Genomic DNA, 23,347 nt, shown 5'->3' on the forward strand with positions numbered 1-23,347 from the left:
ATTCACACGAAACCGGGTACCCCGCGCGGACGGGGTCACCCCCCGGTCAGCCGATCGCGTGGCCGAAGAGCGAGCCCAGCAGGAAGGTGATCCCGGCCGCGGCGGCCCCCAGCACCAGCTGGCGCAGCCCGCTGAACCACCAGGAACGGGCGGTCACCCGGGCCACCACCGCGCCGCACAGGAAGAGCCCGAGCAGCGCCAGCACCAGCGCCGGCCACAGCCGGGAGGCGCCCAGCAGGTACGGCAGCACCGGCAGCAGCGCGCCGGCCGCGAACGAGCCGAACGAGGAGACCGCGGCGACCAGCGGCGACGGCAGGTCGGAGGGGTCGATGCCCAGCTCCTCGCGGGCGTGGATCTCCAGCGCCTGCTCCGGGTCGCGGGAGAGCTGGCGGGCCACCTCGTGGGCGAGTTCGGGGTCGACCCCGCGCGACTCGTACAGCTTGGCCAGCTCAGCCAGCTCGTCGTGGGGGTTGCGGCGCAGCTCCAGCCGCTCCAGCTCCAGCTCGGCCTCGACCAGCTCACGCTGGGAGGCGACCGAGGTGTACTCCCCCGCGGCCATCGAGAAGGCGCCCGCGGCGAGGCCGGCCAGGCCCGTGAGGACGATGGTGTGGCTGGAGAGCTGACCGCCGGCCACGCCGGTCATCAGGGCGAAGTTGGAGACCAGGCCGTCCATGGCGCCGAAGACCGCGGGGCGCAGCCAGCCGCCGTTGACGTCCCGGTGGGTGTGGTGCGGCACGTGGTAGCCGGTGTCTTCGGCGCCGGCGCTCCCGGTGCCGCTGCTCTCGATGACGGTGGACATCTGGCGTCGTACTCCCTCCGGACCGGGCACGGAACACCCGGCCCCCTGTGCGACGCGTTGACGATACGCACGAACGGGCGAACCGTGCCAGCAAGGAAAGCCTGTCCAAAGGGGGTGCTCGGGGGTGCCGGAGCCGGAGGGCGGGGGGCTCAGCCCTGCTGTGCGGCGGAGGTGTCCTTACCGCCTTCGGCGCGCTCCTCGGCGGGGTCGTCGGGGAAGGACATCAGCGGCTTCGCGGGGCCGCCGCCGGGCCGGTCGGGGTCCTCGGACGGCGTGGCAGGCGTGGGGGGCGCCGTCGCAGCCGGTTCCACCACGGGCTCCCGGCCCGGGTGGCGGCGGGCGGAGATCACGAAGCCGGCCACCGCGGCGAGGAAGACCAGGATCGCCGTCCAGTCGTTGAGCCGCATGCCGAGGATCTGGTGGGCGTAGTCGATCCGCATGTGCTCGGTCCAGAAGCGGCCCACCGTGTAGGCGGCCACGTAGAGCGCGAAGGCCCGGCCGTGGCCCAGCTTGAAGCGCCGGTCGGCCCAGAGGACCAGGAAGCCCACCGCGACGCACCACAGCGACTCGTACAGGAACGTCGGGTGGTAGGTGGCGATGTCCGGGGTGGCGGCGGGGCGGTGCGCGGGGTCGATCTCCAGCGCCCACGGCAGCTTGCTGGGCTTGCCGTACAGCTCCTGGTTGAACCAGTTGCCCCAGCGGCCGATCGCCTGGGCGAAGGCGACCCCGGGGGCGACGGCGTCGGCGTAGGCGGGCAGCGGGATGCCGCGGCGGCGGCAGCCGATCCACGCGCCCAGCGCGCCCAGCGCCACCGCTCCCCAGATGCCGAGACCGCCGTCCCAGACCTTGAACGCGCCCACCCAGTCGCGGCCCGGCCCGAAGTACAGCTCGTAGTCGGTGATGACGTGGTAGAGCCGCCCGCCGACCAGCCCGAAGGGCACCGCCCACACGGCGATGTCGGCGACGGTGGTCTTCAGGCCGCCGCGCTCCGCCCAGCGCTTGCCGCCCAGCCACACGGCGACGAAGACACCGATGATGATGCAGAAGGCGTACCCGCGCAGCGGGATCGGTCCGAGGTGGAGGACGCCCTTCGACGGGCTGGGAATGTATGCGAGGTCCATGGCGTCACCGACGCTACCGTGCCGGGCGGGTGAAGGCGCAATCCCACCCGGCAAAGGACGCGTAACGTCACGGCCGGGGCCGGCCGCCGCCGGGCGTCCCGGAGCCGTGGGTGACCGTCGCGGACACGGAGCGTCCCGGCCCGCCCGGGGCCGGCGCCGAGGAGCCGGAGGAGGCCCGGGAGGCCGGGGCGGAGGACGCCGGGGATCCGGAGGCCGGGGCCGGGGCCTTGCCGCGGTTGGCGTCGGCGACCATCTTCTTCAGCCCGTCCGGGGTGAGCGGGGTGTTGGGGCCGTAGATGCTCTTGCCGTTGAGCAGCACGGTCGGGGTGGAGTTGTACCCGGAGTTGTTGAAGTCGCTGTTGGACTTCTTGATCCAGCCGTCGTAGCGGCCGTCGCGTACGCAGGAGGTGAAGGCGGCGGTGCGCAGGCCGGGGACCTTGTCGGCGAGCTGGAGCAGGTAGTTGTTGTCGGCGAAGCGGTCGTCGCGCTCGTCGGGCTGGTTGTCGTAGAGGACGTCGTGGTAGGCGCGGAACTTGCCCTGGTCCTGGGCGCAGGCGGCGGCGTTGCCGGCCCGCAGGGAGCCGCTGCCGCGCAGGTTGGAGTCGATCAGGGTGACCAGGTGGTACTGGCTCTGGAGCTGGCCGCCGTCCTGGAGGCCGTGCACGGTGTCGCGGAAGGTCTTCTCGAAGACGTCGCAGGCCGGGCAGCGGAAGTCCTCGTAGACCGTCAGGGTGGACGGCGCCCCTGAACGGCCGACGGGGACCGCCAGGTCGCTCTTGCCCAGGGCGCCGGAGGGGGCGCCCGCGGCGCCGCCCGCCCCGGAGCCGCCGGAGCCGGAGACCGCGATGCCGATGCCGGCCGCCGCCGCGAGCACCGCCACGATGCCGCCGGCCACCAGGGCCGTTCGCTTCCGTTTGGCCTTGATCTTCTCGCGCTCGCGCTCCGCCCGCAGCCGTTCGCGGGCGCTCTTACCGTCACGGTTGTTCTGGCTCACGCCCTTGCCTAACGCGGTGCGGCGGGCCGGGGGTGCGCGAGTGCGCACCCCCGGCCCGCCGATTCCCTCGAACGGGTAACGCCGGCCCGTGCGGTTGCCGTGGCGGGCGGGTCAGCCGCGCTTGCGCACCCCGGCCGCCAGCTCGCCCGCGAGGTCCCGCAGGCCCGCCAGGCCCGTCTCGCGGTCCGCGGAGTCCAGCAGCCGCTTGACGAAGGCGGAGCCGACGATGACGCCGTCGGCGAAGGCGGCCACCTCGGCGGCCTGCTCGCCGTTGGAGACCCCCAGGCCCACGCAGACCGGCAGCCCCTGGCGGCCGGCGGGGGTGGCCCGGGTGCGCCGCACCAGGTCGGCGGCCTGGGCGCCCACCGACGCCCGGGTGCCGGTGACCCCCATCAGCGAGGCCGCGTAGACGAAGCCGCTGCCCGCCGCGGTGATCTCGGCGAGCCGCTCGTCCCGGCTGCTCGGGGCGACGACGAAGACGGTGGCCAGCCCGTGCCGCCCGGCGGCGGCCCGCCACTGCGCGGACTCCTCCACCGGCAGGTCGGGCAGGATGCAGCCGGCGCCCCCGGCGGCGGCCAGTTCCTCGGCGAACCGCTCGGCGCCGTGCCGGTCCACCGGGTTCCAGTACGTCATGCACAGCACCGGCGCGCCGGTGGCGGCGTGCACCCGGCGTACCGTCTCCAGTACGTCGGCGATCTTCACCCCGCCGCGCAGCGCGATGTCGTCGGCGGTCTGGATGACCGGCCCGTCGAGCACCGGGTCGCTGTGCGGCAGGCCGATCTCCACGATGTCGCAGCCGCCCTCGACCATGGCGATCGCGGCGTCCACGCCGCCTTCGACCGAGGGGAAGCCGGCCGGCAGGTAGCCGATGAGCGCGGCCCGGTCCTCCGCCTTGGCGGCGGCCAGCGTCTTCTCCAACAGCCCGAGGTTGCCGCTCACTTGGCACCTTCCGAAGGGTAGAGCCCGAAGTAGCGGGCGGCGGTGTCCATGTCCTTGTCGCCCCGGCCGGAGAGGTTGACCAGCAGCAGGGCGTCGGGGCCGAGTTCCCGGCCGGCCTGGAGGGCGCCGGCGAGCGCGTGGGCGCTCTCGATGGCCGGGATGATGCCCTCGGTGCGCGACAGCAGCCGCAGCGCCTGCATCGCCTCGTCGTCGGTGACCGGGCGGTACTCGGCGCGCCCGGTGTCCTTCAGGTACGAGTGCTCCGGGCCGATGCCGGGGTAGTCCAGGCCGGCCGAGATCGAGTACGGCTCGGTGATCTGGCCGTCCTCGTCCTGGAGGACGTAGGAGCGCGAGCCGTGCAGGATGCCGGGGTCGCCGGCGGTGAGGGTGGCCGCGTGCTCGCCGGAGTCCACGCCGTGGCCGGCCGCCTCCAGGCCGATCAGCCGGACGCCCTCGTCGGGCAGGAAGGCGTGGAAGACCCCGATGGCGTTGGAGCCGCCGCCGACGCAGGCGAGGACGGCGTCCGGCAGCCGCCCGGCGCGCTCCAGCAGCTGGCGGCGGGCCTCGACGCCGATGACCCGGTGGAAGTCGCGGACCAGGGCCGGGAAGGGGTGCGGGCCGGCCGCGGTGCCGAACAGGTAGTGGGTGCGGTCGACGTTGGCCACCCAGTCGCGGAACGCCTCGTTGATGGCGTCCTTCAGGGTGCGGCTGCCGGACTTCACGGCGACCACCTCGGCGCCGAGCATGCGCATCCGGGCGACGTTGAGCGCCTGGCGCTCGGTGTCGACCTCGCCCATGTAGATGGTGCACTCCAGGCCGAACAGGGCGCAGGCGGTGGCGGTGGCCACGCCGTGCTGTCCGGCGCCGGTCTCGGCGATCACCCGGGTCTTGCCCATCCGCCGGGTGAGCAGGGCCTGGCCCAGCACGTTGTTGATCTTGTGGGAGCCGGTGTGGTTGAGGTCCTCGCGCTTGAGGAAGATCCGGGCGCCGCCGGCGTGCTCGGCGAAGCGCGCGGCCTCGGTCAGCGCGCTGGGGCGGCCGGCGTAGTTGACCAGCAGGTCGCCGAGTTCGGCGGCGAAGGCGGGGTCGGCCTTGGCCTTCTCGTACTCCGCGGCGACCTCGTCGACCGCGGCCACCAGGGCCTCGGGGATGAACTTGCCGCCGAAGCGGCCGAAGTACCCGGCGGCGCTGGGCACCTGGCCCGCCGTGTCCGGGATGAAGAAGTCGGTGGACATCCGGTTGCTCCTCGTCGGGCGCGGCTGCGCCCCGGTTGCGAAGGCGTACGTGGGGCGCGCCCCGCGCACGCCGTACCGCGCCCCGGCGGCGCGGGGCGGTGGTACGGGCCTGGCGGGGGCGCGTACGGGGACGGGCGACGGCGGTACCGGGTCCGGCGCGCGGCCGGGCACCGGTGGCGGCCCGGGGCACGCCGCGGCGCCACCGGCGGAGCGGGGCGTCGCGGGGCCGGGCCGACGTGTGGCTGACGATACGTCAGACCGCCGTCGGCCGACGCCATCGCCGGCCGTTCACCTGTCCCGGTTCGCAGCCGATGACGTACCGCACCCGGCGCCCCAGCACCCGGCGGGCGGGCGCGCGGCAGCCGCGCGGCTTGCAGCCGCGGGCGAGCCGGGCCAGCCGGGGGTCCCGGAGCGCGGCGCCCCGGTCGAGGGCGGTGGCGGGTGTCGGACGGGGGGACATGCCGGCTCCGGTCAGTCCCGTCCGTGGCGCAGCGCGGGGTGGGCGCCGGCGGCGACCAGGTCGGCCACCGCGGTCTTCGGGTCGCGCCCGGTGACCAGGGACTCGCCGACGAGTACGGCGTCGGCGCCGTCGTTGGCGTAGGCGATCAGGTCGTGCGGGCCGCGGACGCCGGATTCGGCGACCTTGACGACGTGGCCGGGGATCTCCGGGGCGAGGCGGGCGAAGGTGTCGCGGTCCACCCGCAGCGTGCGCAGGTCGCGGGCGTTGACCCCGACGACCTTGGCGCCGGCGGCCACCGCGCGCTCGACCTCGTCCTCGTCGTGCACCTCCACCAGCGGGGTGAGCCCGATGGACTCGGCCCGCTCGATCAGCGAGACCAGCGCCTCCTGGTCGAGGGCGGCGACGATGAGCAGCGCGAGGTCGGCGCCGTAGGCCCGGGCCTCCCACAGCTGGTAGGCGGTGACGATGAAGTCCTTGCGCAGCACCGGGGTGTCGACCCGGGCGCGGACCGCCTCCAGGTCGGCCAGGGAGCCACCGAACCGGCGCTCCTCGGTGAGCACGCTGATCACCGCGGCGCCGCCGGCCTCGTAGTCGGCGGCGAGCCCGGCCGGGTCGGCGATGGCGGCGAGCGCGCCCTTGGACGGGCTGGAGCGCTTGACCTCGCAGATCACCTTGACGCCGTCGCCGCGCAGCGCGGCCACGCCGTCCTTGGCCCGCGGTGCCTTGGCGGCTCGCTCCTTGAGCTCGTCGAGGGGGACGCGGGCCTGCCGCTGCGCGAGGTCCGCGCGGACACCCTCGATGATCTCGTCGAGCACACTCACCCGAGCGGCCCCCTTCCGGGCTGGTGGCGAGGTCCCCGGGGGGCCGCCACTGGTCTACGCGTTCCTGGCGAATTCCTGGCGAAAACCTGCTGCGGAACCGTGGGACCACGTTGAGCAGGTAGTGCGATGGTAGCCGCCACCCGCTATCGAATCGTCATCCGGTCGCCGCCGGTCCCACCACCTGGACGAAACCGGCTGCCTGGCGTACGTCACGGGGCCAGGCAGCGGCCCGCCGGGGTGTTGCGGACCACGGTGAAGGCGATCACCACGACGGCCACGGCCGCCGTGGCCGCCCGCCGCGCCCCCGGGTGCCGCCGCGCCGCCGTACGGCCCGGACGCGCCCGTACCTCGCGGCACAGCCACCACACCCACAGTACGGCGGCGGCGCCGTATCCGAGGACCGCGAGGGCGTTGTCCCGCAGCGCGGCGGCGAGGTCGCCGTGGGCCACCGCGTGGGCGCTGCGCAGACCGCCGCAGGCCGGGCAGTACCAGCCGGTGGCGGCGCGGAACGGGCAGCCGGGGTAGTGGCCGGGGCGGCCGGGGTCCACCACGGCGACGTAGCCGAAGGCGGCGAGGACGGCGCCCAGCGCGGCGCCCGGCGGCGCGGCCCGGCGCCACCGTCCGGTGTCCGGACGGCGGGGTGCGGGCGAGGTGCCCGGCGCGGTGGGGCGGGCCATGAGGCGATTGTGCGCCCGGGGAACGCGAAGGGCGCGGCACGCCGTGGTGTGGACGGTGTGCCGCGCCCGTTCCGCGGCGCGTGCGGGGCCGGCGCCCCCGGGGGCCTGTCGTCGATCGCCGGCCGCCCGGAGGACGGTGCGAGGCGGAGCGCGACCGCACGGGCCGGCGGCCGACGACGCCGTGAGCGCGCTCCCCGTTCAGCTACGCCTGGGCGGTGCCCCCTCGGCCGCCGCGGGGCGGGCGGGGGTTCGACGGCGGGGCCCAGCTCAGCTGCTGCTCTTGGGCGCCACCTGGAGGCCCGTGTGGCCCATCGGCTGCCCCATCCCCATCAGGCGCATGATGCCGCCGACGAGGGGGCCGAGGAGGGTGAGGGCCAGTCCGGCGAAGAAGCCGGCCGGCTGGGCCATCACCATGAAGATGCCGCCGACACAAAACCCGATGAACGAGATGATCACACCGGTCCAGGCGGCAGGGGTGTGTCCGTGGCTGTTGCCCGCCATGAAAGCTCCTTGGTCTTCTGCTCGGCGCCGCGAGGTGGCGCGATGACGCTGCGCCCATTGTCCCCCGTCCGGTCGGCGCCCCCGTACGCGGGGTGGCCGACCTCACGCGGGGCGCGGCGGTGGTCAGCGTTGGGTGGGGTCCTCGCCGCGGTCGAGGGCCTTCCACAGCTCGCCCGGGTGGTCGGGGTCGACAGGGGCGCGACGTGGACGGGGGGCGGGGCGGGCGCCGGCGCGTTCGTAGCGGGCGGACATCCCGGGCCACCGGGCGCCGCGGGCCACCGCGAGCAGGCCGGCGAGGAGCAGGAGCGCGCCGCCGAGGGCGGTGATCCACGGCCAGCCGGTGTGGGCGATGTGCTGGGCGGTGGTGGAGGTCAGGCCGCTGGCGCGGGCGGCGGCGTCGTTCACCGCCGAGGTGTCCGCCGCGCCGGCCACCGCCGCCGCGATCACGCCCGCGCCGCACAGCGCCAGCAGCACCGAGACGATCAGCCGTCCGACCCGGCGGACCGCGAAGACGGCCACCAGCGCGGCGAGGCCGACCAGGGCGAGGGCACCGGGCAGCCCGGTGACGGCCTTGCCGCCGGCGTGCACCGGTACGGTGCCGCCGACCGCCGGGGCGAGCCCGGTGGCCCAGGTCTTGCCGACGGCGAGCAGCACCACCGCGGCACCGGCCGCGCCGAGCAGCAGCGCGGCGGCCAGCGAGGCGCGGGCCGGGCGCTTCGGCGGGGCCGGGTGGTCGGGACGGTCCGGCGGGGCGGCCACGGGTGTCTCGTTCACGTACTCCACTATCGCCTGCGCGCCGGTGGCTCCGGCATCCGGGGGCGCCCGGCGCGCGGGGCCACCGCTACCCGCCGTCCGGCCGGGCCATGCCTCACGGCACCCCACGGCGGGGTAAACGTTGGCTCGACGCGGAACCAAGGACGGGCAAAGCACCGGTAGAGAGTGCTGGACGCACCTTGTTGACGTGCGCCCGTCAGAATACGTTCTCCGACGAAGCGCTTCCGGATATCGGACCGCGGCCCGGCCGACCGTACCACCGAGCACCGCCGCACCATCCGCACCGCATCGACGTGTGCCACCCCAGCGTCCCCGTGCACCGCAAGCGACCTCATCCCCGCGTACGCATCCCCCCGCACCGCCGGAATCGCACCGCCGGAACGCACCGCCGGAACGCACCGCCGGAAACGCACCGCACCACCCCGCACCCGCAGCACGGCCCCCTGCACGTCTCGCGCGAACAGGCCCTCCGAGCACCCTGACCGGGCGGCCTGCCCCCACATGACTCCCCACAGGAGGCAGTACCTTGCGCAGAACCTCGCCGAAGGCGCTCCGCCACGCCGGGCTCTCCGTGACCGCCGTCGCCGGCCTGGCGCTCTCCGCCCTCGCCGCCGCGCCCGCCGCCGACGCCCAGCAGACCGCGCCCGCCCCGCACGGCGTACGGACCGTCCACTCGTGCTCCACCCCCAAGCACGTCAACTGGGCGGCCTGCGACGCGCTCAAGGTGACCGGCGGCACCGTCTCCGCCAAGGCGGTCGGCCGCCTCACCCCGTTGGCCGCGCCCTCCGGCTACGGCCCCGCCCAGCTCCAGGCGGCCTACAAGCTGCCGTCGGGCGGCGGCGCCGGGGCGACGGTGGCCATCGTCGACGCCTACGACAACCCCAACGCCGAGAAGGACCTGGCCGCCTACCGCTCGCAGTTCGGCCTGCCCGCGTGCACCAGCGCCAACGGCTGCTTCAAGAAGGTGGGCCAGACCGGCAGCACCACCTCGCTGCCCACCGCCGACGCCGGCTGGGCCGAGGAGGAGTCGCTCGACGTCGACATGGTCTCGGCGATCGCCCCGGGCGCCCACATCATCCTGGTCGAGGCCAACTCCTCCTCCATGGGCGACCTCGGCGCCTCCGTCAACGAGGCCGTCAAGCTGGGCGCCAAGTACGTCTCCAACAGCTACGGCGGCGGCGAGTCCTCCTCCGACTCGAGCTACGACTCCTCGTACTTCAACCACCCGGGCGTGGCCATCACGGTCAGCTCCGGTGACTCCGGCTACGGCGTGGAGTACCCGGCGGCCTCCAAGTACGTCACCGCGGTCGGCGGCACCAGCCTGAAGACCGCCTCCAACTCCCGTGGCTGGAGCGAGTCGGCGTGGAGCGGCGCGGGATCCGGCTGCTCGAAGTACGACACCAAGCCGAGCTGGCAGAAGGACACCGGCTGCACCAAGCGCACGGTGGCCGACGTCTCCGCGGTGGCCGACCCGAGCACCGGCGTCGCGGTCTACGACACCTACGGCGGCGACCCGGGCTGGGAGGTCTTCGGCGGCACCAGCGTCTCCGCGCCGATCATCGCGGCGGTCTACGCGGACGCCGGCACCCCGTCCGCCGGCTCCACCCCGGCCTCGTTCCCGTACGCCCACACCTCGTCGCTGTTCGACGTGACCAGCGGCTCCAACGGCTCGTGCGGCGGGACGTACCTGTGCTCCGGAAAGACCGGCTACGACGGCCCGACCGGCCTGGGCACCCCCAACGGCCTGACCGCCTTCAAGGGCTGACGGCCCCTCCGCTCCCCCGGCGATGACGATCCGGGCCGCCCGACCGCGGGCGGCCCGGATCCGTCGCGTGGCGTCAACCGCGCCGCGCGTGCAGGTGGTTGGCGGCGGCCACCGCGCGCAGCACCGCCGCCGCCTTGTTGCGGCACTCGGTGTCCTCGGCCACCGGGTCGGAGTCGGCCACCACTCCGGCGCCGGCCTGGACGTAGGCCACCTCGTCACGCAGGACCGCGGTGCGGATGGCGATCGCGGTGTCGGAGTCCCCGGCGAAGTCCAGGTAGCCGACGCAGCCGCCGTACAACCCGCGCCGGGTGGGCTCCAGTTCGTCGATGATCTGCATCGCCCGGGGCTTGGGGGCACCGGAGAGGGTGCCGGCCGGGAAGCAGGCGGTGAGCACGTCGAAGGCGGTCCGGCCGGGGCCGACGGTGCCGGTGACGGTGGAGACGATGTGCATCACGTGGCTGTAGCGCTCGATCGACATGAAGTCGACCACCTCCACGCTGCCCGGCTCGCACACCCGGCCCAGGTCGTTGCGGGCCAGGTCGACCAGCATAAGGTGCTCGGCCCGCTCCTTGGGGTCGGCCAGCAACTCCTCGGCGAGCGCCAGGTCCTGCTGCGGGGTGGCCCCGCGCGGCCGGGTGCCGGCGATCGGATGCACCATCGCCCGGCCGTCCTCCACCGTGACCAGCGCCTCCGGCGAGGAACCCACCACGTCGAACCCGTCGAACCGCAACAGGTACATGTACGGGCTCGGGTTGGTGGCCCGCAGCACCCGGTAGACGTCGAGGGCGCCGGCCGGGCACGGCGTCTCGAACCGCTGCGAGGGGACCACCTGGAACGCCTCGCCGGCCCTGATGCGTTCCTTGACGTCCTCCACGGCCGCCTGGAAGTCGGGGCCGCCCCAGCGCGCGGTGAACTCCGGCAGCGCGGCGGCGGGCAGTTCGGCGGCGGAGCCGGGCAGCGGACGGGCCAGGTCGGCGGCCATCGCGTCCAGCCGGGCCACCGCGTCGGCGTACGCCTCGTCCACCCCGGTCGCCAGGTCGTTGTGGTTGATCGCGTTGGCGATCAGCAGCACCGTGCCGTCCCAGTGGTCGAGCACCGCCAGGTCCGAGGTGAGCAGCATGGTCAGCTCGGGCAGCCCGAGGTCGTCCTTGGCGTGGTCGCCGATGCGTTCCAGGCGGCGTACCACGTCGTAGCCGAGGTAGCCGACCATGCCGCCGGTGAAGGGCGGCAGGGCGCCGCCGGAGTGCAGGTCGCGCGGGGTGTGCAGGGCCTCCACCGTGGCCCGCAGCACGCTGAGCGGATCGCCGGCGGCCGGCACGCCGACCGGTGGGGTGCCCAGCCAGTGCGCCCGCCCGTCGCGTTCGGTCAGCGTGGCCGAGCTGCGTACCCCGACGAAGGAGTAGCGGGACCAGGAACGGCCCTGCTCGGCGGATTCCAGCAGGAAGGTGCCCGGCCGTTCGCCGGCGAGCTTGCGGTACAGGCCGACCGGCGTGTCCCCGTCGGCGAGCAGCCGCCGGGTGACCGGGATGACCCGGCGGTCCCGGGCGAGCTCGCGGAAGGTCTCAAGGTCGGGGGTGACATGGCCCGTGGTCATGGGGGCAGCCTAGGCCCTGTCGTCAAGACCTCGCCTGCCCCGCGGCGTCTGGCACGCGCGCTCGCGGCGTTGTCGGTCGTCGGCGCAGCCCGCTGCGCTCTCCTCCCTCCGCCTTGCGATCACACGCCCCCAGAGCTTCGCCTGGGGGGACCCCCGTAGACCCCGCGGGGCACCGCCCTCCGGGCGGCCCGGCGATCTCTTGACGACAGGACCTTGCCACCCCACAACTCACCGGGGGCCGGTCAGCGGGAGGCGGTCGGCGTCGAAGCAGGTGCGGTCGCCGGTGTGGCAGGCGGCGCCCACCTGGTCCACCTTGACCAGCAGCGTGTCCCCGTCGCAGTCGAGCGCGACCGACTTGACGTGCTGGACGTGGCCGGAGGTGTCCCCCTTGACCCAGTACTCCTGGCGGCTGCGGCTCCAGTAGGTGCAGCGTCCGGTGGTCAGCGTGCGGTGCAGCGCCTCGTCGTCCATCCAGCCGAGCATGAGCACCTCACCGGTGTCGTACTGCTGGGCGATGGCCGGCACCAGGCCGTCGGGGTCGCGCTTGAGGCGGGCGGCGACGGCGGGGTCGAGGCGGGAGGAGGAAGACGCTGGCATACCCCCATTGTGGCAGCCGTGCCCACCGGGGCCGGGGCCGCGGCGTACGCTGACGCCATGTCCACTCATGCGCGCCGTGAACGACTGCTCCTGGCCGACCTGCTGGAAAGCGCCGGCCCCGACGCCCCCACCCTGTGCGAGGGCTGGACCACCCGTGACCTCGCCGCGCACGTGGTGGTCCGGGAACGGCGGGGCGACGCGGCGGCCGGGATCGTCGTCCCGCAACTGGCCGCCCGCGGCGAGCGGATCCGCAAGGAGTACGCCGAGAAGCCCTACGGCGAGCTGATCCAGCTCATCCGCACCGGGCCGCCGAAGATGTCGCCGTTCGCCGTCAAGCAGATCGACGAGGTCTCCAACAGCGTGGAGTTCTTCGTGCACGCCGAGGACGTCCGGCGGGCGCAGCCCGACTGGAGCCCGCGCGAGGTCGACCCGGTCTTCGCCGAGGCGCTGTGGAAGCGGCTGGAGAAGGGGTCGCGGCTGCTTGGCCGCGGGGCCCCGGTGGGCCTGGTGCTGCGCCGGCCCAACGGCCAGACCGCGGTGGCCCGGCGCGGCACCCCGGTGGTCACCGTCACCGGCGAGCCGGCCGAGCTGACGCTCTTCGTCTTCGGCCGCCAGTCGGCCGCCCGCGTCTCGCTGGACGGGGAGAAGGAGGCCGTGGGCCGGCTGGAGACGGCCAAGCTCGGCATCTGACGGCGCGGCCCCGCGGTTCAGCGGACCGGGTGGCCGGCCTCCCGCAGGGTGCGCTTGACCTCGCCGATCCGCAGGTCGCCGAAGTGGAAGACGGAGGCGGCGAGTACGGCGTCGGCGCCGGCCTCGATGGCCGGCGGGAAGTCGGCGAGCTTGCCGGCGCCGCCGCTGGCGATCACCGGTACGGCGACGTGTTCCCGTACCGCCTTGATCATCGCGGTGTCGTAGCCGTCCTTGGTGCCGTCCGCGTCCATCGAGTTGAGCAGGATCTCCCCGGCGCCCAGTTCGGCCGCGCGGTGCGCCCACTCCACCGCGTCGATGCCGGTGCCGCGCCGGCCGCCGTGGGTGGTCACCTCGAAGCCGGAGTCGGTCACCGTGCCGGGCGGGCAGCGCCGGGCGTCCACCGAGAGCACCAGCACCTGGCGGCCGAAGCGCTCGGCGATCTCCCGGATCAGCTCGGGGCGGGCGATGGCGGCGGTGTTGACGCCCACCTTGTCGGCGCCCGACCGCAGCAGCCGGTCCACGTCGCCCGCGCTGCGCACCCCGCCGCCGACGGTCAGCGGGATGAAGACCTGCTCGGCGGTGCGGCGGACCACCTCGTAGGTGGTCTCCCGGTCCCCGGCGGAGGCGGTGATGTCGAGGAACGTCAGCTCGTCGGCGCCCTCGGCGTCGTACGCCTTGGCCAGCTCGACGGGGTCGCCGGCGTCCCGCAGGTTCTGGAAGTTGACCCCCTTGACCACGCGGCCGTCGGCCACGTCGAGGCAGGGGATGACCCGGACGGCCAGGCTCACGACGAATCTCCTCCGAAAGCTTCGAGCTCCACCTCGACCAGCACCCGCGAGTCGACGAAGCCGGAGACCACCACGAGGGTGGCGGCCGGCCGGGCGCCGTCGAAGATCTCCTTGTGCGCGCGGCCCACCGCGTCCACGTCACGGGAGTGGGTGAGGTACATACGGGTGCGCACCACGTGCTCCTTGCCCAGGCCGAACGGCTCCAGGGCGGCGAGCGCGTTGCGGAAGGCGACCACGCTCTGCTGGTACGGGTCGCCCTCGCCCTGCAGCACCCCCTTGACCAGCGGCATGGTGCCGGCCACCAGGACCCGGTCGCCCACCGCCACCGCGCGGGCGAAGCCGATCGTCTCTTCCCATGGACTGTCGGTCTGGACGCGCCGCACGGCGGGGGTTTCGCTCATCGGGACACTGCCTCCAACGCTTCTTCCAAGGTGAACGCCTTGGCGTAGAGGGCCTTGCCCACGATGGCGCCCTCCACACCTTCGGGCACCAGCGCGGCCAGGGCCCGCAGGTCGTCGAGGCTGGAGACGCCGCCGGAGGCGACCACCGGCTTGTCCGTGGCGGCGCACACGTTGCGCAGCAGCTCCAGGTTGGGGCCCTGGAGGGTGCCGTCCTTGGCGATGTCGGTGACCACGTAGCGGGCGCACCCCTCGGAGTCGAGGCGGGCCAGCGTCTCGTACAGGTCGCCGCCGTCCCGGGTCCAGCCCCGGCCGCGCAGCGTGGTGCCGCGGACGTCGAGGCCGACGGCGATCTTGTCGCCGTGCTCGGCGATGGCCTTGGCCACCCACTCGGGGGCCTCCAGGGCGGCGGTGCCCAGGTTGACCCGGGTGCACCCGGTGGCCAGGGCGGCGGCCAGCGAGGCGTCATCGCGGATGCCGCCGGAGAGCTCCACCTTGATGTCCATGGCGCGGGCCACCTCGGCGATCCGCTCCCGGTTGTCGCCGGTGCCGAAGGCGGCGTCGAGGTCGACCAGGTGGAGCCATTCGGCCCCGGCCCGCTGCCAGGCCAGGGCGGCCTCCAGCGGGTCGCCGTAGGACGTTTCGGTGCCGGACTCGCCGTGCACCAGGCGGACGGCCTGGCCGGCGCGGACGTCGACGGCGGGCAGGAGTTCGAGCGTGGACATCGCGGGGCTCACAGGGTCTCGATCCAGTTGGACAGCAGCTTGGCGCCGGCGTCACCGGACTTCTCGGGGTGGAACTGGGTCGCCCACAGCGGGCCGTTCTCCACCGCGGCCACGAAGCGGTCGCCGTGCGTGGCCCAGGTGACCTTGGGCGGCCGGATGGCCTCGTTGCCGGTCTCCAGCTCCCACTCGCGCACCGCGTAGGAGTGGACGAAGTAGTAGTGCTCGCCGCGGTCGAGGCCGGCGAAGAGCCGGGAGTCCTCGGGGGCCTCGACGGTGTTCCACCCCATGTGCGGGACGACGGGGGCGCGCAGCGGGGCCACGGTGCCGGGCCACTCGTCGCAGCCGGCCGTCTCCACGCCGTGCTCGACGCCGCGGGAGAAGAGGATCTGCATGCCGACGCAGATGCCCAGCACCGGACGGCCGCCGGCCAGCCGGCGGCCGATGATCCAGTCCCCGCGGGCGGTGCGCAGCCCGGCCATGCAGGCGGCGAAGGCGCCCACGCCGGGCACGAGCAGCCCGTCGGCGGCCATCGCCCGGTCGTAGTCCGCGGTGATCTCCACCTCGGCGCCGGCCCGGGCCACCGCCCGCTCGGCGGAGCGTACGTTTCCGAAGCCGTAGTCGAAGACGACCACGCGCTTGCTCATGTCGGTCCCTTCTACAGCCGCAGCAGACCGGCGGCGAGCGACATCACCGCGCCGATCCCCATCAGCACGATCACGCCCTTGGGCAGCTTCTGCTTCCAGAACGAGTAGACGCCTCCGGCGAGGAAGAGCCCGAGGAGGATGAAGAGGTACGCCGCCTTGTTCACAGCACCCACCCGTGAGCTTCTCCGCCCGCGCGGCGACAGCGCGCCTCGCCGGTCGTCCGCGGCCCGGCAGCCGCGCGTGCGCCGCTCACAGCGCACCCTTGGTGGAGGGGATCCCCGGCTGCCTGGGGTCGATCTCGGAGGCGTACCGCAGTGCGCGGGCGAGCGCCTTGAACTGGCACTCCACGATGTGGTGGGCGTTGCGTCCGTAGGGGACGTGGACGTGCAGCGCTATCTGCGCCTGGGCCACGAAGGACTCCAGGATGTGGCGGGTCATCGTGGTGTCGTAGGCGCCGATCACGGGCGCCATGCCCTCGGGTTCGGTGTGTACCAGGTAGGGGCGGCCGGAGAGGTCGACGGTGACCTGGGCCAGCGACTCGTCCAGCGGGACGGAGGCGTTGGCGAAGCGCACGATGCCGCGCTTGTCGCCGAGCGCCTGCTTGAAGGCGGCGCCGAGGGCGAGCGAGGTGTCCTCGATGGTGTGGTGGCTGTCGATGTGCAGGTCGCCGTCGGTCTTGACGGTCAGGTCGAACAGCCCGTGGCGGCCGAGCTGGTCGAGCATGTGGTCGTAGAAGCCGACCCCGGTCGAGATGTCGACGACCCCGGTGCCGTCGAGGTTGATCTCGACGACGACGGAGGTCTCCTTGGTGGTGCGTTCCACGCGGCCCACGCGGCTCATGGTGGCTAAAGCTCCTTCTTGATCGCGCGTACCGCGTCGAGGAACGCGTCGTTCTCCGCCGGGGTGCCCGCGGAGACCCGCAGCCAGCCAGGTACGCCGTTGTCGCGGACGAGTACGCCGTGGCCGAGGATGGTCTGCCAGGCGGCGTGGCTGTCCTCGAAGCGGCCGAACTGGACGAAGTTGGCGTCCGAGTCGGTGACCTCGTAGCCGGCCGACCGCAGCCCGGTGACGAGCCGGTCACGCTCGGCCTTGAGCTGCTCGACGTACTTCAACAGCGTATCGGTGTGCTCCAGCGCGGCGAGCGCGGTGGCCTGGGTGACCGACGAGAGGTGGTAGGGCAGCCGCACCAGGCGCACGGCGTCGACCACGGCGGGGTCGGCGGCGAGGTAGCCCAGCCGCAGCCCGGCCGCGCCGAACGCCTTGGACATGGTGCGGGAGAGCACCAGGTTGGGGCGGCCGGCGAGGAGCGGCAGCAGCGAGGGGCGGTGCGAGAACTCGACGTACGCCTCGTCCACCACGAACAGCGACGGGCGGGCCGCCTGGGCGGCCTCGTAGAGCGACAGGACGGTGTCGGCGTCGACCGCGGTGCCGGTGGGGTTGTTCGGGGAGGTGACGAAGACCACGTGCGGGCGGTGTTCGGCGATGGCCGCCCGGGCCGCCTCGACGTCGACGGTGAAGTCCGCGTCGCGCGGCCCGGAGATCCAGGTGGTGCCGGTGCCGCGGGAGATCAGCGAATGCATCGAGTACGACGGCTCGAAGCCGAGGGCGGTGCGGCCGGGGCCGCCGAAGGCCTGGAGCAGCTGCTGGATGACCTCGTTGGAGCCGTTGGCCGCCCACACCTGGCCGACCTCCACCGGGTGGCCGGTGGTGCGGGTGAGGTAGGCGGCGAGCCGGGTGCGCAGCTCGACCGCCTCCCGGTCCGGGTAGCGGTTCAGGCCCCGGGCGGCCTCGCGGACCCGCTCGGCGATCCGCTCCACCAGCGGCTCGGGCAGCGGGTAGGGGTTCTCGTTGGTGTTGAGCTGCACCGGTACGTCGAGCTGGGGGGCGCCGTACGGGGACTTGCCGCGCAGTTCGTCCCGGATGGGCAGGTCGTCGATGCGGGTCACCCCTGCGGCACCTTCCACTCGAACCGGGCCTTGATCGCGGCGCCGTGGGCGGGCAGGTCCTCCGCCTCGGCGAGGGTCACCACGTGGTGGGCGACCTCGGCGAGGGCGTCGCGGGTGTAGTCCACGACGTGGATGCCGCGCAGGAAGGACTGGACGGAAAGGCCCGAGGAGTGGCAGGCGCAGCCGCCGGTGGGCAGCACGTGGTTGGAGCCGGCCGCGTAGTCGCCGAGGGATACGGGGGCGTAGGGGCCGACGAAGACCGCGCCGGCGTTGCGGACCCGGGCGGCGACCGCGGCGGCGTCGGCGGTCTGGATCTCCAGGTGCTCGGCGGCATAGGCGTCGACCACGGCGAGCCCCTGGTCGAGGGTGTCGACCAGCACCACGGCGGACTGCTTGCCGGTGAGCGCCTCGGTGATGCGCTCGGTGTGCTTGGTGGCGGCGACCTGGCGGTCGAGTTCGGCGGCGACGGCGTCGGCCAGCGCCGGGGAGGTGGTGACCAGCACGGCGGCGGCCAGCGTGTCGTGCTCGGCCTGGCTGATCAGGTCGGCGGCGACGTGGACGGGGTCGGCGGTGTCGTCGGCGAGCACCGCGATCTCGGTGGGCCCGGCCTCGGCGTCGATGCCGATGCGCCCCTTGAGCAGGCGCTTGGCGGCGGCCACCCAGATGTTGCCGGGGCCGGTGACCAGGTTGACCGGGCGGCACTCCTCGGTGCCGTGCGCGAACATGGCGATGGCCTGGGCGCCGCCGGCCGCGTAGACCTCGTCGACGCCGAGCAGGGCGCAGGCGGCCAGGATGGTGGGGTGCGGCAGGCCGTCGAAGTCGGCCTGCGGCGGGGAGGAGACGGCCAGCGAGCCGACGCCGGCCTCCTGCGCCGGCACCACGTTCATCACCACGGACGACGGGTAGACCGCGTTGCCACCGGGCACGTACAGGCCGACACGTTCGACCGGCACCCACCGTTCGGTGACGGTGCCGCCGGGGACGACGCGGGTGGTGACGTCGGTGCGCCGCTGTTCACGGTGGACGAGCCGGGCGCGCCGGATGGATTCCTCCAGCGCGGCGCGGACCGCCGGGTCGAGTCCGGCCAGGGCCCGGGTGAGGGCGTCGGCGGGCACCCGGACGCGGTCCAGGGTGACGCCGTCGAAGCGCCGCGCGTACTCGATCAGCGCCGCGGTGCCGCGATGCCGTACGTCGTCGCAGATGGGGCGCACCTTCTCCAGGGCGGCCTCGACGTCGAGCTCGGCACGGGGCAGCAGGTCGCGGTCGATCCCGCCCTCGGGGAAGGCGGTGCCGCGCAGATCGATTCGGGAGATCACGGCCCCAAGTGTAGGCAGCCCTTCCGCGGCACGCGGGCAGCCTCCACGTGGTGAGACGTGGCGTGGGGCGCTCGTGGGACGGCCGGGACGCGCGGTGACCGCCGAGCGCCGCGCGCGCGACCGGGCGCGACTGTCGGAACCGGCCGCTAACGTGCCGTACTGGTGATCACAGCGGGATCCGGGAGGGGGACGGGTGATGACCGAGCCGCTGGAGGGGCTGACGCCGGCCGAGGCGAGGCTGTGGGACGCCTTCCGCCGGGGTGACCCGTGCGATCTGCGCACCGGCGACCCGGAGCTGGACGATCCGGCGGCGGACCTGGAGTGGGACGCGTCACGTACGGTGCGGGCCATCGTGGTGGCCCGGCTGCTGCTGGACGGGCCGGGCCGGGAGCCGGGCCGGGTGGCCGCGCTGAAGCTGGCCGGGGCGCTGCTGACCGGGGTGCTCGACCTCTCCGGCGGCCAGGTCCGGCCGTACGTGGAGTTACGCGACTGCCGTTTCGACTGCCGGCTGCTGCTGCCGGAGGCCCACTTCAGCACGTTGCGGCTGCTGCGCTGCGCGGTGCCGCGGGTGGAGGCGGCGCGGCTGTCCACCGAGGGCGATCTGCACCTGCCGCGCTGCACGGTGCCCGGCGGCATCCGGCTCACCGACGCCCACATCGGCACCGACCTCCTCCTCAACCAGCTGGTGGTCGGCCAGGACCGGTCGGGGCAGGCGATCTCCGCGGACGGGCTCACGGTGGCGCAGGACATGGAGGCCGAACTGGTGGAGGCTGCCGGGGAGATCAGTCTGCGCAGCGCCCGGATCGGCGGCCGGCTCAGCCTGCGCGGCAGCACGCTGCGCAACCCGTACGGGCGGTACGCGCTCAACGCTGCCCGGGTCACCGTGGAGCACACGCTCTACCTCAGCTCCGGTTGGCTCAGCGGCCACCTCGACGGCGGCACCCCGCCGGTGGGGGTGCGCACCCGGCGGTTCTCCTGCGAGGGCGGGGTGCGGCTGGACGACGGGCGGTTCGGCAACGCGGTCATCGCCGACAAGGCCCGGTTCCACCTGGTGGGCGCGCAGACGCTGTCGCTGCGCCGGATCCAGACCCCGGAGCTGCGGCTGACCCTGGACGAGCCGCCGTCCGGCCGGATCTCGCTGGCCGGGGCGCGGGTGGGCAACCTGACCGACGCCCGCTCCAGCTGGCCCGGCGCCGGCGGCATCGACCTGGCCGGCTTCTCCTACGAGTCGCTGGCGCCGCAGGGGTCGTTCCCGCTGTCCCGCCGGATAGCCTGGCTCGCCGACGCGACGCCGGAGTACAACCCGGATCCGTACGAGACGCTGGCCCAGGCGCTGCGCGGCAGCGGGGAGGACTCCCAGGCCCGGGAGGTGCTGCTGGCCAAGCAGCGGCGGCGGCGCGAGACGCTGCCGCTGGCCGGGAAGGTCTGGGGGTGCCTGCAGGACGTCACGGTGGGGTACGGGTACCGGCCGGGGCGGGCCGCGTTGTGGATGGCGGTGCTGTGGGCGGTGGGCGCCCTGTACTTCGCCGGCCGGCCCGCCCCGCCGCCGGTGGACGAGCAGGCGTGGCCGCACTGGAACCCGGCGCTGCTCGCCCTCGATCTGCTGCTGCCCTTCGCCGACCTGGGGCAGAGCAACGCCTGGCGGCTGAGCGGGGCCGCGCAGTGGATCGCGGCGGGGATGAACCTGCTGGGGTGGATGCTGGCGACGACGGTGGCGGCGGGGGCGTCGCGGCTGCTGCGCCGGGGGTGATCCGGGGAAACCGGTCTGGCCGGCCGGAAGGTGCGCATAGGCTTGACCGCTGTGACCGTCTCCCTGCCGCTCTTCCCGCTCGGTGCCGTGCTCTTCCCCGGCCTGGTGCTGCCGCTCAACGTCTTCGAGGAGCGGTACCGGGCGCTCGTTCGCGATCTGCTGGCGCTGCCGGCCGACGGGCCGCGGCAGTTCGGGGTGGTGGCCATCCGGGACGGGCACGAGGTGGCGCCGAGCGGTCCGGGGACGGCGGACACCGGGCCGGCCGCCGGGTTCGGCCCCGATCTGGACCGGGCGCTGTACCCGGTGGGGTGCGTGGCGGACGTGGCCTCGGTGCAGGAGCAGTCCGGTGGCGGTTACGAGTTGGTGGCCACCGGCACCACGCGGTTCCGGGTGCTGTCGGTGGACGCCTCGGGGCCGTATCTGGTCGGTGAGGTGGAGATGCTGCCGGAGGAGCCGGGGACGGGCGCCGGGGCGCTGACGTCCGCGGTGGACCGGGCGTTCCGCGGCTACCAGAAGCTGCTGGCCGGGGCGCGGGAGCGGACGCTGGCGGCGCCGCAGGAACTGCCGGACCGGCCGTCGGTACTCTCCTACCTGGTGGCCGCCGCGATGGTGGTGGAGGTGCCGGTCAAGCAGCGGCTGCTGGAGTGCGCGGACACCGCGGCGCGGCTGGCGGAGGAGCTGGCGCTGCTGCGCCGGGAGACCGCGCTGATCGGCAAGTTGCCGTCGTTGCCGGCGGTGGAGCTGACCCGGCAGCGCACCAACCGCAACTGACGCAGCGTCAGAAAGTCTGGGGTATGGCGAAGAGGACCAAGGGCAAGGGCGCCGGGGGTACGCCGGCCACGGCGGCGCTGGCCGCCGCCGGGGTGGAGTTCACCGTCCACGCCTATCCGCACGACCCGGCGTCGGCCTCGTACGGCGCGGAGGCCGCGGCGGCGCTCGGGGTGGCCCCGGAGCGGGTCTTCAAGACGCTGGTCGCCCAGGTCGACGAGGCGCTGACGGTCGCCGTGGTGCCGGTGGCCGGCTCGCTGGACCTCAAGGCGCTGGCCGCCGCGGTCTCCGGCAAGCGGGCCGTGCTGGCCGACCCCGTCGCCGCCGAGCGCACCACCGGTTACGTACGCGGCGGGATCTCACCGCTGGGCCAGCGCAAGCGGCTGCCCACCGTGGTGGACGTCTCGGCGCTGGAGCACCCGACGGTCCACGTCTCGGCGGGACGGCGCGGCCTGGAGGTGGAGCTGGCCCCGGCCGCGTTGGTCGAGCTGACCTCGGCGGCCACGGCCGGCATCGCGGCGTACCGCTGACGTCCCGGCCGCCCCGTCAGGACGCGGCGGGCGGGGTGCCCTGGCCGGGCGGGGTCTCCCCCGGCGCGCTCCAGCCGTCCCAGCGGGGCGCGGGCTCGGCCGGGCGCGGCGTGAGCAGCGAGGTGAGCAGCAGGTAGACGGCCATCGCCGCGACCGGCCAGGCCAGCAGCGAACCGGTGGCGCGCAGTTGCAGCGGGCCGGAGAAGACCTTGCCGGCTCCGACCGCCTTGGCGTGCCCGGCCACGTCGTGCGTCGGCCCGAGCCACACCCCGATCCGCCAGGCCACCAGCGCGGCGAGCAGCCCGCCCACGGCGAGCGCGACCGCCAGCGCGACGCCGCCGCCGCGCCGCCAGAAGTAGACCGCGACCGCGCTCAGCGCCCCGAAGCCCAGCGCCATCAGCGTGAACCAGCCGTCCGCGGCGACCGACTGCTCGCCCTCCGGGTCCTTGAGGTAGACCACCGAGCCGTCCGAGATCAGCGGCACGCGCGGCGCCAGCCAGAACCACAGCAGGCCCAGCAGCACGCCGGAGACGGCCACCACGAGGGCGGCGACCAGCCCGTCGCGCAGATCGGCGCCGCGCGAGGGGGGCGCGCCGGTGTGCGGCTGCGGCGGGTGCTGGTCGTGCGGGGGCAGCGGTGCGGTCACCCGCCTATCGTGCCAGGTGTGCCCCGGCGGCCGGGGTCTGCCCCGGCCGTCAGCGGTACGCGGCCCTGCGGTACGCCCAGGTGGCCACCGCCAGCGACAGCACGCCGACGCCCGCGCACACCCCGAGGTCACCGGTGACGGCGACCCAGTCGGGGGCGGCGCGGAAGGTGCGGGCGAACGCCTCCACCCCGTACGTCGACGGCAGCAGGTCCCGGGCCCAGCGGACCGGCTCCGGCAGGTGGCCGGCCGGCAGCACACCGAGCAGCAGCGCCGCCGACATCCCCAACTGGCCCAGCAGCGTGGCCAGTTCCTGGCGCGGGGCGAGCAGCCCCAGGGCCGCGCCGAGCCCGGACAGGGCGGCCCCGGCCAGCGGCACCACCGCGGCCAGCACCCACAGGTGGGCCATCGGCAGGTGGAACAGCACGCAGCCGACGGCCGCGGTGACCAGCGTGCCGGGCACGGTGAACGAGGCGTACGCGGCGGCGGCGCCGAGCACCACGGAGGCGGCCGGCACCGGGAGCGTGGCGTAGTGGTCGAGACCGCCGGAGGCGCGCAGCCGGCCGAAGTACTGGGCGAGCAGGTTGAGGCCGACGAAGGCGACCACCAGCACGGCGGAGCCGGCCACCACGGCCTGGGCGGCGTCGGTGCCGCCGGCCACCACGCCGCGCATCAGGATCATGATGCCGATGGACTGGAAGGTCGCCACGAACAGCAGCGGGATCCGCGAGACGCGGGCGCGGGAGAGCTGGGCGCGGTAGACCGCGGCGAGGGCGGGCAGCAGCCGGGTGCGCGGGGCGAGCGGGACGGGGCCGACGGCGCCGGGGGCGTCGGCCTCCGGCGCGGGCGCGGTCACCGGGACGGAGTCGATG

The 23,347-nt window shown here is 74.5% G+C and carries 27 protein-coding genes; 5 read left to right on the forward strand and 22 right to left on the reverse strand.

The window, feature by feature from the left end:
- Positions 1-46: 46 nt before the first annotated feature.
- From SCATT_RS05320 to SCATT_RS05365, 10 genes are all read right to left on the reverse strand, one after another.
- Positions 47-799 carry a VIT1/CCC1 transporter family protein gene (locus SCATT_RS05320; protein ID WP_014141911.1) on the reverse strand — a complete coding sequence of 251 codons (753 nt, stop codon included), beginning with the start codon at positions 797-799 and terminating at the stop codon, positions 47-49.
- A 149-nt stretch (positions 800-948) separates the two neighbouring features.
- Positions 949-1,920: a prolipoprotein diacylglyceryl transferase gene (gene lgt / locus SCATT_RS05325; RefSeq protein ID WP_014141912.1), complete on the reverse strand. Its 972-nt coding sequence runs from the start codon at positions 1,918-1,920 to the stop codon at positions 949-951.
- A 67-nt stretch (positions 1,921-1,987) separates the two neighbouring features.
- The gene (locus SCATT_RS05330) at positions 1,988-2,914 is read right to left on the reverse strand and encodes a DsbA family protein (RefSeq protein WP_014141913.1); all 927 of its coding nucleotides are present in this window, start codon (positions 2,912-2,914) and stop codon (positions 1,988-1,990) included.
- A 111-nt stretch (positions 2,915-3,025) separates the two neighbouring features.
- Complete coding sequence (gene trpA / locus SCATT_RS05335) at positions 3,026-3,853, reverse strand: tryptophan synthase subunit alpha (RefSeq protein WP_014141914.1); 828 nt, start codon at positions 3,851-3,853, stop codon at positions 3,026-3,028.
- Positions 3,850-5,088: a tryptophan synthase subunit beta gene (trpB, locus tag SCATT_RS05340; RefSeq protein ID WP_014141915.1), complete on the reverse strand. Its 1,239-nt coding sequence runs from the start codon at positions 5,086-5,088 to the stop codon at positions 3,850-3,852. The genes trpA and trpB overlap by 4 nt, the downstream gene beginning before the upstream one ends.
- A 253-nt stretch (positions 5,089-5,341) precedes the next feature.
- A complete protein-coding gene (gene trpM, locus SCATT_RS05345) occupies positions 5,342-5,548 on the reverse strand; it encodes a tryptophan biosynthesis modulator TrpM (RefSeq protein WP_014141916.1) in 207 nt (68 codons plus the stop codon).
- Between the two features lie 11 nt (positions 5,549-5,559).
- A complete protein-coding gene (gene trpC / locus SCATT_RS05350; protein ID WP_014141917.1) occupies positions 5,560-6,369 on the reverse strand; it encodes an indole-3-glycerol phosphate synthase TrpC in 810 nt (269 codons plus the stop codon).
- A gap of 209 nt (positions 6,370-6,578) precedes the next feature.
- A complete protein-coding gene (locus tag SCATT_RS05355; protein ID WP_014141918.1) occupies positions 6,579-7,046 on the reverse strand; it encodes a DUF2752 domain-containing protein in 468 nt (155 codons plus the stop codon).
- Positions 7,047-7,313: 267 nt separating this feature from the next.
- The gene (locus SCATT_RS05360) at positions 7,314-7,547 is read right to left on the reverse strand and encodes an HGxxPAAW family protein (protein WP_014141919.1); all 234 of its coding nucleotides are present in this window, start codon (positions 7,545-7,547) and stop codon (positions 7,314-7,316) included.
- 123 nt (positions 7,548-7,670) lie between these two features.
- Complete coding sequence (locus tag SCATT_RS05365; protein ID WP_014141920.1) at positions 7,671-8,306, reverse strand: TIGR02234 family membrane protein; 636 nt, start codon at positions 8,304-8,306, stop codon at positions 7,671-7,673.
- Positions 8,307-8,847: 541 nt separating this feature from the next.
- On the opposite strand from SCATT_RS05365, the gene SCATT_RS05370 reads away from it, so the two are divergent.
- The gene (locus tag SCATT_RS05370) at positions 8,848-10,086 is read left to right on the forward strand and encodes a S53 family peptidase (protein ID WP_014141921.1); all 1,239 of its coding nucleotides are present in this window, start codon (positions 8,848-8,850) and stop codon (positions 10,084-10,086) included.
- A gap of 73 nt (positions 10,087-10,159) precedes the next feature.
- Here the strand turns inward: SCATT_RS05370 and SCATT_RS05375 are convergent, their stop codons facing one another.
- Together SCATT_RS05375 and hisI are read right to left on the reverse strand one after the other, a co-directional pair.
- Positions 10,160-11,680, reverse strand: a complete 1,521-nt coding sequence (locus tag SCATT_RS05375) for an anthranilate synthase component I (protein WP_014141922.1) — start codon at positions 11,678-11,680, stop codon at positions 10,160-10,162.
- Between the two features lie 228 nt (positions 11,681-11,908).
- On the reverse strand, positions 11,909-12,277 hold the full coding sequence (hisI, locus tag SCATT_RS05380) for a phosphoribosyl-AMP cyclohydrolase (RefSeq protein WP_014141923.1): 369 nt from the start codon (positions 12,275-12,277) through the stop codon (positions 11,909-11,911).
- A gap of 57 nt (positions 12,278-12,334) precedes the next feature.
- Here hisI and SCATT_RS05385 point away from each other — a divergent pair, with 57 nt between their 5' ends.
- Positions 12,335-12,967, forward strand: a complete 633-nt coding sequence (locus tag SCATT_RS05385) for a TIGR03085 family metal-binding protein (protein WP_042507614.1) — start codon at positions 12,335-12,337, stop codon at positions 12,965-12,967.
- 17 nt (positions 12,968-12,984) lie between these two features.
- Here SCATT_RS05385 and hisF read toward each other — a convergent pair whose 3' ends face one another.
- From hisF to hisD, 8 genes are all read right to left on the reverse strand, one after another.
- Positions 12,985-13,755: an imidazole glycerol phosphate synthase subunit HisF gene (gene hisF / locus SCATT_RS05390; RefSeq protein ID WP_014141925.1), complete on the reverse strand. Its 771-nt coding sequence runs from the start codon at positions 13,753-13,755 to the stop codon at positions 12,985-12,987.
- The gene (locus SCATT_RS05395; protein ID WP_014141926.1) at positions 13,752-14,156 is read right to left on the reverse strand and encodes a RidA family protein; all 405 of its coding nucleotides are present in this window, start codon (positions 14,154-14,156) and stop codon (positions 13,752-13,754) included. The genes hisF and SCATT_RS05395 overlap by 4 nt, the downstream gene beginning before the upstream one ends.
- Complete coding sequence (gene priA, locus SCATT_RS05400) at positions 14,153-14,878, reverse strand: bifunctional 1-(5-phosphoribosyl)-5-((5-phosphoribosylamino)methylideneamino)imidazole-4-carboxamide isomerase/phosphoribosylanthranilate isomerase PriA (protein ID WP_014141927.1); 726 nt, start codon at positions 14,876-14,878, stop codon at positions 14,153-14,155. The genes SCATT_RS05395 and priA overlap by 4 nt, the downstream gene beginning before the upstream one ends.
- An 8-nt stretch (positions 14,879-14,886) precedes the next feature.
- On the reverse strand, positions 14,887-15,522 hold the full coding sequence (gene hisH, locus SCATT_RS05405; protein ID WP_014141928.1) for an imidazole glycerol phosphate synthase subunit HisH: 636 nt from the start codon (positions 15,520-15,522) through the stop codon (positions 14,887-14,889).
- 11 nt (positions 15,523-15,533) lie between these two features.
- Positions 15,534-15,695: a hypothetical protein gene (locus SCATT_RS38470; protein WP_014627539.1), complete on the reverse strand. Its 162-nt coding sequence runs from the start codon at positions 15,693-15,695 to the stop codon at positions 15,534-15,536.
- A 76-nt stretch (positions 15,696-15,771) separates the two neighbouring features.
- Complete coding sequence (gene hisB / locus SCATT_RS05415) at positions 15,772-16,362, reverse strand: imidazoleglycerol-phosphate dehydratase HisB (protein WP_014141930.1); 591 nt, start codon at positions 16,360-16,362, stop codon at positions 15,772-15,774.
- 5 nt (positions 16,363-16,367) lie between these two features.
- Positions 16,368-17,468, reverse strand: a complete 1,101-nt coding sequence (locus tag SCATT_RS05420) for a histidinol-phosphate transaminase (protein WP_014141931.1) — start codon at positions 17,466-17,468, stop codon at positions 16,368-16,370.
- Positions 17,465-18,784: a histidinol dehydrogenase gene (gene hisD, locus SCATT_RS05425; protein WP_014141932.1), complete on the reverse strand. Its 1,320-nt coding sequence runs from the start codon at positions 18,782-18,784 to the stop codon at positions 17,465-17,467. Before hisD ends, SCATT_RS05420 begins: the two co-directional genes overlap by 4 nt.
- A 196-nt stretch (positions 18,785-18,980) precedes the next feature.
- Here hisD and SCATT_RS05430 point away from each other — a divergent pair, with 196 nt between their 5' ends.
- The 3 genes from SCATT_RS05430 to ybaK are packed head-to-tail and all read left to right on the forward strand — an operon-like array spanning position 18,981 to position 21,832.
- Positions 18,981-20,534: a hypothetical protein gene (locus SCATT_RS05430; RefSeq protein ID WP_014141933.1), complete on the forward strand. Its 1,554-nt coding sequence runs from the start codon at positions 18,981-18,983 to the stop codon at positions 20,532-20,534.
- Positions 20,535-20,585: 51 nt separating this feature from the next.
- Positions 20,586-21,305, forward strand: a complete 720-nt coding sequence (locus SCATT_RS05435) for an LON peptidase substrate-binding domain-containing protein (protein ID WP_014141934.1) — start codon at positions 20,586-20,588, stop codon at positions 21,303-21,305.
- A 23-nt stretch (positions 21,306-21,328) separates the two neighbouring features.
- On the forward strand, positions 21,329-21,832 hold the full coding sequence (gene ybaK / locus SCATT_RS05440; protein WP_014141935.1) for a Cys-tRNA(Pro) deacylase: 504 nt from the start codon (positions 21,329-21,331) through the stop codon (positions 21,830-21,832).
- A gap of 16 nt (positions 21,833-21,848) precedes the next feature.
- On the opposite strand, the gene SCATT_RS05445 is transcribed toward ybaK, so the two are convergent.
- Both SCATT_RS05445 and SCATT_RS05450 read right to left on the reverse strand, forming a co-directional pair.
- Positions 21,849-22,478: an ABC transporter permease gene (locus SCATT_RS05445; protein ID WP_014141936.1), complete on the reverse strand. Its 630-nt coding sequence runs from the start codon at positions 22,476-22,478 to the stop codon at positions 21,849-21,851.
- Positions 22,479-22,527: 49 nt separating this feature from the next.
- Positions 22,528-23,346, reverse strand: coding sequence for an ABC transporter permease (locus SCATT_RS05450; RefSeq protein ID WP_407696645.1), 819 nt, complete (start codon positions 23,344-23,346; stop codon positions 22,528-22,530).
- Position 23,347 lies beyond the last annotated feature (1 nt).

The organism is Streptantibioticus cattleyicolor NRRL 8057 = DSM 46488, assembly GCF_000240165.1.
In the GTDB taxonomy this organism is placed as follows: domain Bacteria; phylum Actinomycetota; class Actinomycetes; order Streptomycetales; family Streptomycetaceae; genus Streptantibioticus; species Streptantibioticus cattleyicolor.